This is a genomic window from Bradyrhizobium pachyrhizi (assembly GCF_001189245.1).
GTDB classification, from domain to species: Bacteria; Pseudomonadota; Alphaproteobacteria; order Rhizobiales; family Xanthobacteraceae; genus Bradyrhizobium; species Bradyrhizobium pachyrhizi.
Genome location: NZ_LFIQ01000053.1, coordinates 30,462 through 43,278 on the forward strand (window position 1 = coordinate 30,462; position 12,817 = coordinate 43,278).

Consider the following 12,817-nt stretch of genomic DNA (forward strand, 5'->3'; position numbering starts at 1 on the left):
TGGTGCCGCCGCGGACGACACCAAGCCCAACGTGGTTGCCGAAGACGCCTATGCGGAAGTCGACATGCGGGTGCCGACCATGGCTGACGCCGAGGAGCTGGTGCCGAAGATCCTCGGTATCACCTCCCGCACCAAGGGCGTCAGCGTGAAGGTCGCCGGCGAATTGAACCGTCCACCGTATGAGAAGAGCAACGCCGGGGCCGCACTTTACGAACACGCCAAGGGCCTTGCCGCCGAGCTCGGCTTCAAGCTGCTCGACGTCTTCAGCGGTGGCGGCTCGGACGGCAATTTCACCGCGCCGCACACCGCGACCCTCGACGGTCTCGGCGTTGACGGCAAGGGAGCCCATACGCATTACGAGCAACTCTACATTTCATCGATTGAGCCGCGCGCCCGGCTCTTCTATCGCCTCTATCAGACGCTGCAGTGATCTTCGCACTTGAAGAGCCCGCGATCGCGACATGCACCGGATGAAGGTACGCTTGCACATTCGCGCGGCTGGTTCGAACGGCGCAACGTGATAAGCTGCCATGAGGCCGACTTGTCGAACACGATCGTCCGATCTCGCCTTGTGCATCCGACAGATGCGCACTGAAGGATTCAATGACGGCGCAGCGGACGTTACATCCGCTATCAGCTGCGAAGACGACGGATGCCCGATCGCATAAGCGTGGGCGTTTCGATCACGGCCTCATCGCTCGCGAACCTAGTCTCAAGCGACATTCTGACGATAGACCGTGGCGCAGAATTGCCGTCGACACCACGCCTCTCGGCAGTGCTTTCCCGACAAACCTGAGAGCTTTGCCGAAAGGGCTTGAATCGGACGTAACGTTAAGTTGTACGATCCGTAAAACGACGCGAGTCTTCGTCTGTCGTCGGAAACGTGAAGGATTGCGAATGTCTCACCTCAACAGAACATACGCTGGGTGTTAGTCATGATCCTCATCCCCGACAGCGAGTCGGTCGAGAAGCTCATGCAGCGAGTCTTGATCGCAGCGCCACGGCTTGAAAGAAGTCATGAACGGGCCCATATTCCGGAACCGATGCTATGGGGCTATCCCAAAGCGAGGCGCCGACGAGACGGTGATGCCGGAAGAGATCGGCGTAGATACCGAGCCCTTGCAGCGCGCTGCCGCATCCCGAATTCGAAACCGAACGGCGAGACCACGGTATCGAACTCAGGCGTTTCGCTCGGTTTACACCACTTTCCCGTCCCTGGCAGGGCCCGCCCCTCGCGCAAGCGCGTGACAGCCCGTGCGACAGCCGAGACTTTCAAGAGACTTGAGCTGCACGTGGCGCTCGGGGTGACCGGCGTGACGTCGAAAGAGATGGCGCGGTATTTTGGAGCAGCAAGTTGAAAGCGCCGGACGGCGTCAAGAAGGTCCTGCTGATCGACCACATTGAAGGCCAATGCCGGGCCATTGTCGGCTTTAAAGATGGAGATCCAAGATCAGCATATATGTGCGGCGAACCTGTATGTCAAAGACCAGGCAAGAAACAGTCGTCATGGTGTACCTATCACTACGGGCAGATGCACGCCACTTCTGCCGAGCACAGCAGAGCAAGTGGATCAAGTGCCTGAGACACTTCGAAAAGCGTCGATCGTTCGCAATCCACGACAATCCTCAAGAATCGCTTCGTCATGCTAAAGGCTACGTGGTCATAACCTTTGCGAAGGGTACCCGAAGCACTCGATCGAGGTCTGACGAAGTAATTCCGGACTCCCGGCTGAACTACATTGGAACCAACGTCTCTTGCGAAGCGCAATCACACGGAGAATGAGTTGGATCTCTGCACATTGATCGAGCGCAACGCTGCGTATGCTCCCGACAAAGCCGCGATCCGTTTCGAGGGACAGACCCTGAGCTACGCCGGCTTCTATCGACGGATTGAGCGGGTCTCTCGCGGCCTCAAGAGCCAACTCGGCATCGAGAGAGGTGACCGGATCGCGATCCTCAGCCTCAACCGGCCTGACTATCTGACCTTGCTCTACGCCTGCGCGCGGCTCGGCGCAATTCTCGTCCCATTGAATTGGCGCCTTGCGGCCGCCGAGCAGCTTTTCATTCTGTCTGACTCCGGGGCAAAAGTGCTCATGCTTGAGCAGTCCTTTAACGCAGTCTTGCCGGATCTGACGCGGCAACTTCCTGATATCTGCCTCGTCGGGCTGGACTTTGGGCCGCCGGGCGGAAGCAAGTTGGACGACCTTATGGACGGAGACGGTGGTGGCGAACGCAATCCGCGTGCTGACCTGTCTTGCCCGCTTCTGATCGTCTATACTTCGGGCACCACAGGGCGACCCAAAGGCGCTGTGCTGCGTCAGGAAGCATTGCTGTGGAACGGGGTCATGAGTCAGCATATGCATGACCTAACCTCGACCGATCACGCCCTGACTGTTTTGCCGCTCTTCCACGTCGGCGGCCTGAACATCCAGACGACCCCAGGTTTGCATCACGGCGCGACGATAACTATCCAAAGCCGCTTTACGCCAGAGGCAACGTTTGATGCATTCGAACTGGACCGGCCCACGGTAGCAGCCTTAGTGCCGGCCATGATGCAAGCGCTAACCGACCATCCGCGGTGGGTAAGCACGGACCTATCCGCGCTCAAAGCAATCTGTACCGGGTCGACGATGGTGCCTCAGCGCCTTGTCGAGCGCTTTGTCAGGCGCGGAGTGCCAGTCTTACAGGTTTATGGTTCCACGGAGACCTCTCCCATCGCTGTGTATACCAAGCTCGGCGCAGATCCCGTACCTGACGGCGCAAGCGGCCTGCCTGGTCTTTGCTGCGAAGCAGCCGTCATCGATGATGTCGGCACCAAGTTGCCGCCAGGGACCCCAGGCGAGATCGCAGTACGCGGGCCCAACGTTTTCTGCGGATATTGGGGCGATCAACAGGCGACGCTTGAGGCCTTTAGTGAAGGTTGGTATCGCACTGGTGACATCGGCCGCTGCGACGCCGATGGATATTTTTGGATCCGCGACCGCAAGAAGAATCTGATCATCTCCGGCGGAGAGAATATCTATCCGGCGGAAGTGGAACGTGTGCTCATGGGCCATCCCGATGTCGCCGACTGCGCCGTCGTCGGTCGACCGGACCCGCGCTGGGAAGAAGTACCGATAGCCTATGTGATCAGGCGACCGAGGACCCGGATCGGAGCCGACGCGCTGTTGGCGCATGTCCAATCGCAGCTTGCCCGTTTTAAGGTACCGCGCGAAATCATTTTCACGCAACAGCTGCCGAAAACGGCGTTGGGCAAGGTCCAGCACTTCATGCTGAAGGTGCTCGACACGCAGTCAAGCCCGCAAGGAGACAACGATTGAGATCGGCGGATAAGCTGGGCGTAGTTCCCAACCACACCAAAAGAGATATCGAGACGGCGCAATACCGCCTTTCGGTCAGTACCTGCATACGATGCGCCGCTGCGAATTCATCATTGCTGGCATGGCGGTCTGTGTTTGATCGCGCCAAGCGCCTGGGGGACCGTCGTTGCCTCGGGTCCTAATCATGAATGCCGGGACGGCTCAAATGTCGGGCGGCGATCTGACAGCAACTCAACTGTCCCTTTCCGCCAACTCCGCATGCCGCTCTGCCTGGTTTGCACAGGAGGGTGACCTAATAGTCTCTCCGATAGCAATCCCGACAGACTTGTTATTCTTCATTGGCGCGACGCTCAATTTCGATGCCTCGAGTCTCTCTACGCTTGTGCCTGAAGGCACCGGCGAATCACCGATTCTTAATGATTGCACCCTGCTGTCCAATACGCTCGTCGAGCGACTCAACCGCCATATTCGCCGGAATTTCTCATCTTGGAGAATCCATTCCTGCTACTCTAGTGAGGGCGTAGCGCGCTTGGCGGCGCTGCTGGGCATCCCGCAGAGCGGGGACGATTTCGCTTTGCAGCGAGGGCCGGATCTCCTGAACCGCAAGAGCCACTTCCGTCAGTTGGCGACAAGTGTCGCGCTCCCGCTGCCCAGTGGATGCGCGACCACGAATCCAGACGAACTATTCAGAGCGGTGACCTCCTTGAGGTCAGAAAGCGGCAGCGTGATCGTCAAGTTGGACAATGGAGCGGGCGGGGTCGGAAATGTCATCCTGACCGGCAATGAAAGCGGTCCACTCCCTGGGGCAAGAGATACCCGAGCTGTTGCTTGGCCATCGTTTGATCCTGAAGCACTTTGGTCCGAGCTGACAACAGCATCCTGCAAGACGTTGGTCGTTGAATCGTACCACTTGGCTCGCGCTCCGTTCTATCTCGAGTATGAGATAGAGGAGGATGGTTCCATCGTTTTCATTAACAGCGGCAACATACGGCTACGTCGCAGCAAAGATCGATCCGAACGGGCACTCATCTGGACAGGACTTGAGCTTCCCAGCGACCTGACGAATGAGCAATGGCTGACGGCCCAGGCGCATGCCTACCGATTTGTGGAGCTCGCGCGAACGTTGGGATACCGCGGAATGATCAACATTGACGGCATTTTCGCGAGCGACGGCCGGCTTTTCTTTAACGAAGCGAACGGCCGATGGGGCGGAGGTTCGGTGTTACACAGCATTGCCGTCCGGCTGCTCGGCATCGACTATTCCGGTCGCCACGTCATTTCATCCGTGCGAAACGTCCCATCAGGTTCTCTCCAAGCTGCGCTTGATCGTTTCGTCAGGCATGGATTTCTATTCGATGGCGCACGGAAGGAAGGCGTGATTCCGCTTGCCGTCGATCAAGATGCAGGCACGGTGGAGTGCCTGGTGATCGCGCACGATAGGCCCACTGCCCGCGCTCTGCAGCACTGGTTATTGGCAATGGTCAATTGAAATCACTGTTTCAAACTCCTCCGTTCATTCGAACCCCTGCCTGTGCCCGCACGTGTGCTTGACGCCGGCGGCTGGGAACGTCAGGTGAGTATCTGCTTCGTCTCGCTCGAAGTAGATCCCACCGTGAACCTAGGATACGGCGCAAGGTCCGCTCTACAAAGCGCACGGCGTCTGTCAGAGGTTGGCTCTCCATATTCAACGCGTTCGAAGGCCATTCCAGCAAACGCTCCTATAGGTCATCAGCAGAGCTTTCGATGTTCCGGCGATTCGCGCCGCTGCGTTTTGAACAGAAATACACCAGCGATCGGCGCTCGCCAGCATGCACGGGCTTCACCTCATGCCGAAGCTTGCATGTGGTGACGAGCACGGCCCCCAGCGGCGGACGAAATACCTGCTGTTCGTACGCGCTCGGATAGACCACAAACTCCCCCCCCTCAAAGTCCCTCGCGAGCTGCACAATCACGGAGTAGTCGAAGTCGGGGTCGCTCTCAGCATCCAAATGGATGCCAACAAACGAACCGGGAGGCAGTCGATGCATTTGGCATCGACGAATCACGTAATCTGACGATGCTCCCAAGATCTTTTTCAGCGCAAAGCTGCGGTCTTTCCTCTCGAGCAGTTCGATGATCTGTCCTGTAGCTCTTCCATGGGCATTGCTAGGAGGGCGGCCGGGCGGATCCACCCTCACCCGCTTTACAAAGACATTGTGCGAATCGCCAGCATCGCCCAACCGCACCTCCTCTTCGGGAATTTGCGTCTGGAGCTGATCAATTCTCGCCAAATCATCTTGGGTGAACAACATCTGGGGAGCGATCACGACCGTACCCTTCACCAACAGCTCTATACGATATTTGGTGAGAGCTTCCTCTGAAAGCAGACGAGATCTATCATTCATTGCGCGGGTCATACGGCTTCACTCCAAGGTTTGATCTAATGATTGGCTTCCCAATCCTCGTGCGTCGAGCGGAACGCTTCCTCCCAATGCTCACCATCGAAATCTTCTATTCTCATGTTTTCGATCGTTCTCTTATCTAAACATCGAACGTTCACGCTGAAGCCGGAGGGATTCGATCGCGGCCTATAAAATGGCTTTACGCCGCAGATCCGGCAAAACGTGTGACGAGCGATATTCTTGTTGAATTGATACGTGGTGAGAAATTCTTCGCCGCACTCAATCGTGAGCCTATTGCCGGGCACAAGCAGGTGCAGTACCCCGGACATTTGGCAGATCGAGCAGTTGCATCGAACCGCAGATAGATCTCGCGGCGCTCGGACGTAGAACTTGACGGAACCACAATGACAACGGCCATGGTGTTCGATCTCCGCAAGGCCGTCTCCCTCAACTGAGACAATTCGCAGCAGATCGCGGCACCACTGTAAGCTGAGCCGGTAGGCTCGATCGAATTCATCCAAAAAACGACTATTACCGTCAGCAGGCACAAGTTCGCGAATGAGCCGGGTCGTCATTTCTCCGTGATACTTCTCGGCAGGATCGTCGCCGCCGACGTGACTGCGGAAGTACTCAAGATCGTCAGACCGTACATCAAAGATTTTGACCAGAGTGGTCCACAGCGACTGGATCATTTCAGCAGCATGCAGCTCAAAAGCCACCATGTAGGCGCAGCGCACTAACGGGTCTTTCGATGACAATCCGGTGTAGATGGAATGCAGGTATCGCTTCGTTGTAGTGCTGTAGCTGGGCTGTATCGGTCTTCCGAGTAGCCGCGATGCGTCCTTTCTAAGCAGATTTGAGTGGAAGTTTTCAGTGGCCAGGATATCGGGCAGCGCAGCCCTGCCGCCTCGGAGAACTCGGTCATAACCACCCGTCTCATCCCAACAGATGAAATTTGCGACCACGCTGGTTAGTTCAATATCCCTCGGAAGGTCTCGATTGCGACGCATCGCATCAAATATGAGATCCTTTTGCGAACCTGCCTGCAGGTAAGGGAACGCCTGTGACATCGCCAAGTATTCAGGCAGCATGCCCGCAACCTGGCCCTCAGACATCTCCGCAGCGAACGGATGCGGGCCAAACAGAGTTCGCGCTTGCTCAGTCAAGTACTCGCAGAATATCTGCGAGGGCTGATCCAGTTGAACTTGTGACGCTTGAGAAGACCTCATTTGAACCCTAGCCGTGAGGAGAGAACGATTCTTGACGAGCAACTCCGTGTAAGGGCCAACTATTGGCAGCAACGAGATCGGAGAGTTCGTCGGTTCGACAAGTTGTTGGTCGCGTTCGCCATGTAGGCGAACTTTCCCTTGACCATCTTCGCAGCAACAAAGAGGGGATCACGGGATCAGTCCGCGTTCATGAGTCGTGGATGGGAAACTGCGCATTGATTGAAGCCATGACCTCCCGTATTCGGATCCCGATCCACGAGCGATCCGATGCCAGAGCCGGGCGGCCACTCGCGCTTGCAGAAGCGCGGTAAGGGATCGCGCAGCCCTGGGGAGGCTCACGTCACATGCGGGAGTGACATATCTGGTCGCCCCGACATTTCGAGCTTGCGCGACGTGTCCTGGATAGGCCACGCTCTCGTGGTTCGCCTCGCTGACAGTTCAACGGACTCGCTGCGGGCTTAGTACCGCACTGCTGGTGTGAACCGCATCCGGCTGGCCAGGGCGAGTGTCTCAATGCAAAGAGTCCTCTACTGGTTTTTGTGCGTCCTACGTGCACTCGCCCACCATCCTGTGTTCCTGCGCGCTTAACAGCAATCTGCATGCCAAGCCTGCCGCCAATCCATAAAGTTCTGAATGCGCTGAAAAAACGCTCGCGACCGGCTCATCATTGCAGGTGTTTTGAACCTGACAGGATTTGCGCGGCGGTCAAAAACCGGACAGCGCCGGCGAGTCCGCGGCCTGCAGGACCTCATGGACGGCCAACGAGTGGCGGAAGACGAACCCCATCGGCCAAATTTCATCTCAAGAGCGGCTTGCGGCGATTGACGTAGAGGAACGCTCTTGGTTGTCAAACAAATCCCCAGATTCTGTGCACCAATGGCGCTGTCGCCGAAAATAAGCCGAAAAGATGAGGCGCCTTCCGGTTGTCGGCAATGTCTGTCTCTAAGAGAAAGTCACGGCCTGATTGCCTTGGGCTGGCCGCGAGGTTTTTCCGCAACCGGCCATTTCAGACGGGAAGGAAACTCGCGGTGTCACAAACGTTTATTCAGCACGCGACGGTCAAATCGCGCATCAACGCGATCCTGCGTGCGACCAGCGGGAATTTCCTTGAGCAGTTCGACTTTTTCCTATTTGGCTTTTACGCCAGCGCGATTGGGAACGCCTTCTTCCCGTCAGAGAACGAAACCGCCTCATTGCTCAACACCTTTGGCGTGTTCTGGCTGGGCGCCTTAATGCGTCCGGTGGGCGCAATCGTGCTGGGCGCCTATATCGATAAGATCGGCCGTCGCCAAGGCCTGATCATCACGCTATCGATCATGGCGATTGGCACCGTGATTATCGCCTTCTGTCCCGATTATGCGACAATCGGTATTGCCGCCCCGATCATCGTTCTAGCCGGACGGTTGTTGCAGGGTTTTTCCGCCGGTGTCGAGGTCGGCGGCGTTTCGGTCTATCTGGCGGAGATCGCAACCCCAGGCAATCGTGGTTTCTATACCTCGTTTCAGTCGTCCAGCCAGCAGGTCGCTATCTTTGTCGCGGCAATCGTGGGTTACCTCCTGAACGCATCGATGCCGGTCGACACCGTCGCCTCCTGGGGCTGGCGCATTCCTTTCTTTCTCGGCTGCCTTATCATCCCGTTAATATTCTTCCTTCGTCGAACGCTCGAGGAAACCCCCGAATTTCTGGCGATGAAGAAGCATCCCACGGCCCGCGAAATCTTTGCCTCGGCGCTAATCAACTGGCGCACCATCGTTCTCGGGATGATGATGGCGATCCTGACCACAACGACCTTCTATTTCGTTACGGTCTACACGCCCACGTTTGGCAAGACCGTCTTGAAGCTGTCCACCCAGGACGCGCTTTTGGTGACGCTCTTGGTCGCCGCGACCAACTTCATCTGGAATCCAATTGGCGGCGCCGTTTCCGACCGTATCGGCCGCAAGCCGGTTCTGCTCGGCATTGCTAGCCTAGCGTTGATGACCGCCTATCCGGCTTTAAGTTGGCTGGTGAGCGCACCCACTTTCGGTAAGATGCTGGCCGTGGCGATGATGTTCTCGTTCTATTTCGGTATCTATAGCGGAACTATGCTCGGGGCTCTCGTTGAGATTGTGCCTACACATGTGCGCACAACATCCTTCTCCCTGGCCTTCGCGCTCGCGGCAGCTCTATTAGGCACCTTTACGCCACTCGCTTCGACTTGGCTCATTGAACGGACTAATGACAAGGCTTCACCCGGGTTTTGGCTGATGATTGCAGCCGCGCTTGGCATCATAGCGGCACTCACCATCTATCGGGGGACCGCCAAGCCATCGAGGGCCGAGAAGCCTTCGCGCTCTGAGCCGTCCGACACCGCCTTAGGCGCGCAAGCTGCATCGCGCTAGGATACTGGCCGTAACCCTGAAGTATTCCCCATCGTTCATTACAACCAACCGCAGCGCTCTGGCCTCGGCGGCTTGCGAACGACGAGCATACGCCTGCGCAGTGTTGCGAGCTGGACACGGGTACGCAGCCTCTTGTCGACGCGCTTGATGGGCTCGGCCGGTTCCACGCGTTGATCGAGGCCGTAACACAGTTTGCGGAACAAGATGATTGGCGGGCAAATGAAGAAGGCCCCCGACAGAATGCGCCGATCGCGGGCCCGGCTACATGTTGCGCACGCAGTTGACCGGCGCTCTCGAAGGCCTCGAGACACTCCGCGACCACAATGTCAAGGTCAAAGCCCTATCAAAATAGAGATCGAGAAGCCGAATGGGACGATCGCGGCGCGTGCAAGTTTCAAATGTGGAAGCGTCGGCATCCCAGAGAGCCAACGTCAATTAGCCCTATGCAGCATGCATGTTCGAGATTGTCGGAAACCAGACACGTGATGCAATTGCACGTCTGAAGACTTACGAGTAAGCGGTATGAATTACCACGTCAGGCGATGATCAGCGTGCGCAGCTGATCGGCATTGAAAATCGACGTCAGGCCTCGACTGGCCGCTCGGTCCCGCGACCGCATGTGGCGCTCTGGACGGCTCTATGTCGCAGCTATGAGCAGCATGGACGACGGCAGGCCCTGATTGACGTTGCCAGCGTCCAGCTCCGCGCCCACACCGACAGCTTGACCTGCGTCGCGGCATAGAACCCTGGCACCAGGTGCTCGGATCGAAATCACCATCAACTTCTCGCCTCTGCATCGGCCTGAACCGATCGGGCGCAGTCGAGGGGGCGTTGCTGATATCATTGCGGCGCAGCTGGACGGCCGATATCGCGGCGAACTGCGGGGTGCTGCCATAGTTGAAAGCTTCGGCATCGATCACGAGTAGCCGCAAATCTAGTCGATCGACGTCGGCCCGGGTACGGTCACAGCGGCACAGTCGTCGAGCGTGGGAATGCTCATGGCGGCAGATCTCGATTGTCGTGAGCCTGGCGCCATCGCTTGAGGTCCGCAAGCAGCAGCATCGCCGCTGACGCCATCGAGATGCTACCTTATGATGACGTGCGCTCACGAGACAACCTGATGCGATGGTGCGCCATTCTGCTCGGACTAGATGCGCTCGCTCAGCACATTGGTCAGATAGACCCGCCGATCAAATTCTTGAAGTTTTGCCGTGAGCAAAGCCTGGACCGTGAGCTCTCGGCCGCCTTGGCCGTGTCCCCGAACAATGCAATGCGTTTTCCCATGCTAATCGAGCGCATGGAATGCTGGACGTTCATCGTCGGCAAGGTTGCTACTTGACCGGGCTGCAGGGTGGCCTTGTGTCGGATCCAGATCGGCTCCACTACAGGCGATAATTGATATCACAGGGGATTTCCATGCGCTGAAGGCGGATGCGCAGCGGTCGATGGCGCCGCACGATCAAGCAAGACAGTCCTGTCAGCGTTCCGCGATCAACGAGGCCATTTGACGAAGAGAGCTAGTCTCGGCCGTCACAGAGGCCAAGCCCAAAGAAGCGCGAGCTGGCCGGCTTGCAATGAGAATCGGATTCCAGACGTTGGGGCTTCAGTTCCAAGAACCTCGGACGTGCGGGTGGCACGAATGTAACCGCGTTCCTTCAGAACTCCCCGCTGGCAGTTTCAACGGTCACTTCACGCAAGAACTCGACCCTTCCGCTACTTCCGTGCTGGCCCAGATCCTGCATCGCGTCCAATGCGAGAAGATGAGCGGCAAGACGAGGGCCTCGTTTACGCTTTTGATCCATCAATCGACGATGCAGCTACCGGTGCAGAGCCGGCGACGGCGATTAGCAACGTCACGGAGACGAAAGAGTGAAAATCGTAGGTGCCTCGGTCACGCCGCTCGGGAGTCGTTCTGGGAGGCGGCTCTGCGTATCACGGCTAATGTGCGCGAACGCATCGATGCCGAGTGATGTTTGTGCGGACCCGGTGGCAGCCAGTCACGTTTGGAACTGCTTTCGCGAATTGAGAGCGGCTCGGGTCTCTTTTCGCCACGATACCATTGGAGGCCTGCGCGAACAGATCCTTACAGTCAACACCATCGCCGCTCGCGGCGACGCAGACAATTGCGTGCCAATTCTGAGACGAGGTGCTTACACGTGCTCGATAAGCTGGACCTTCGAAGTTTCAAACTACATCCGCAGCGGGATGCTGTGCTCAATGAAGTACACGCGCGCCCCTTTATGCAGCTTGTTCCGCCATTTAAGGTGGTCCACTTCGCATTTCTTGCGAAGGGCGATGCGGCCGCAAGCGTTCGCCGCGGCTTCGTCGCATTTTGTCGAGAGCGCGACCTTCCACCTCCGCAGCTCTCGGCGAAACATCACCAAATCGACATCGGACCCGTTGTGCTTCGCTGGGAGCAGCATGCCGAATTCGCAACCTTCACCTGGATAGCACAGAGTCCGTTCGCTCGTCAGACGGAGGACGCCCAAGGCGCCGTTCACTCCTTGATGAGCGCCTTGCGACAGGAAGGACAATTACTGGTCGCAATCAAGTTGGATGCAGAGCAGAACGCCTCCCCATTGAAACGCGCCGAACAACTTTTCGACAAGAGCAGCCTCGCCATGGTCCGCATAAAAGGCGGAACAAGTGTTATGGCCTCTGATTTTCGCGTGGACGAAGACGGTTTCACCAAAATTCTTGTCTGCGACCTCGGGTTGACGCCCCATAATCTCGGAGCACTGGTGCAACGGCTCCTTGAAGTCGAGACCTATCGTCCGTTGGCGCTGCTTGGTCTATCGGTCGCTCTTGAGCTCGGTCCATTCGTCGATCGCATTGATAGACGTCTTGGTGAGGTGCTCGACGAAATGCAAGGCGCGGAGGGATTGAAACTCAACAACCATCTGCTTGCCGAACTGACCGCATTGGCTGCCTCTTTCGAGCGTGGCGCGACCGGAAGCCTGTTTCGCTTCGACGCCAGCAGAGCTTATTACGAGTTGGTCCAATCTCGACTGTCCATTATCGAGGGCAGTGAGATCGCGGATTATCCGACCTGGTCGTTGTTCCTGGCGCGCCGGATGGCGCCGGCGATGCGGACTTGCGAGACGACCAAGGATCGTGAGGTAACCCTGTCGGTTAAGCTGGCGCGTGCCGCGGATCTTTTGCGAACCCGCGTCGACGTTGAAATCGAACGGCAGAATCGTGACCTATTGCACGCGATCAATGAACGCACTGGACAGCAGCTTCGGCTGCAGTGCACGGTAGAGGGATTGTCGGTCGCGGCGATAGGATATTATGTGGTCAGCCTGTTCGGCTACCTTGCCAAGGGAGCGCACGATGTCGGACTTCGTGTAGAACCCTCTTATCTAACCGCAGCGTGCGTTCCGATCGCCGTCGGGGTTATCTGGCTGGTCAGTTACAATACACGGAAGCGACACCTCAAGCATCGCGACGAGCCGTCCGTAACGGGCGAGTAAGCGCCCATTGCAGTGAATGGACGATAGGGCTTCA

Annotated in this window: 7 protein-coding genes and 1 pseudogene; 6 read left to right on the plus strand and 2 right to left on the minus strand. The window is 57.4% G+C overall.

What is annotated here, in order from left to right; all coding sequences use genetic code 11:
- The 3 genes and pseudogenes from AKL29_RS44605 to AKL29_RS41770 form a co-directional block, all read left to right on the plus strand.
- Positions 1–430: pseudogene (locus AKL29_RS44605) on the plus strand (M20/M25/M40 family metallo-hydrolase); the annotation flags it as partial.
- A gap of 1,353 nt (positions 431–1,783) precedes the next feature.
- The gene (locus tag AKL29_RS10365; protein ID WP_050384141.1) at positions 1,784–3,319 is read left to right on the plus strand and encodes a class I adenylate-forming enzyme family protein; all 1,536 of its coding nucleotides are present in this window, start codon (positions 1,784–1,786) and stop codon (positions 3,317–3,319) included.
- A 205-nt stretch (positions 3,320–3,524) separates the two neighbouring features.
- Positions 3,525–4,808, plus strand: coding sequence for a preATP grasp domain-containing protein (locus AKL29_RS41770; RefSeq protein WP_244481903.1), 1,284 nt, complete (start codon positions 3,525–3,527; stop codon positions 4,806–4,808).
- Between the two features lie 229 nt (positions 4,809–5,037).
- On the opposite strand, the gene AKL29_RS10375 is transcribed toward AKL29_RS41770, so the two are convergent.
- On the minus strand, positions 5,038–5,715 hold the full coding sequence (locus AKL29_RS10375; protein WP_050384086.1) for a 2OG-Fe(II) oxygenase: 678 nt from the start codon (positions 5,713–5,715) through the stop codon (positions 5,038–5,040).
- 23 nt (positions 5,716–5,738) lie between these two features.
- Positions 5,739–6,866: a GFA family protein gene (locus AKL29_RS10380; RefSeq protein ID WP_244481905.1), complete on the minus strand. Its 1,128-nt coding sequence runs from the start codon at positions 6,864–6,866 to the stop codon at positions 5,739–5,741.
- A 1,091-nt stretch (positions 6,867–7,957) separates the two neighbouring features.
- Between AKL29_RS10380 and tcuC the strand changes: the two genes are divergently transcribed.
- The 3 genes from tcuC (at position 7,958) to AKL29_RS10395 (ending at position 12,783) form a co-directional block, all read left to right on the plus strand.
- Positions 7,958–9,310, plus strand: coding sequence for an MFS transporter (gene tcuC, locus AKL29_RS10385; protein ID WP_050384088.1), 1,353 nt, complete (start codon positions 7,958–7,960; stop codon positions 9,308–9,310).
- A 1,039-nt stretch (positions 9,311–10,349) separates the two neighbouring features.
- Positions 10,350–10,649 (plus strand): hypothetical protein, encoded by a 300-nt coding sequence (locus tag AKL29_RS10390; protein ID WP_050384089.1) that lies wholly within the window; start codon positions 10,350–10,352, stop codon positions 10,647–10,649.
- 817 nt (positions 10,650–11,466) lie between these two features.
- Positions 11,467–12,783, plus strand: coding sequence for a DUF3422 domain-containing protein (locus AKL29_RS10395; RefSeq protein WP_050384090.1), 1,317 nt, complete (start codon positions 11,467–11,469; stop codon positions 12,781–12,783).
- Positions 12,784–12,817 lie beyond the last annotated feature (34 nt).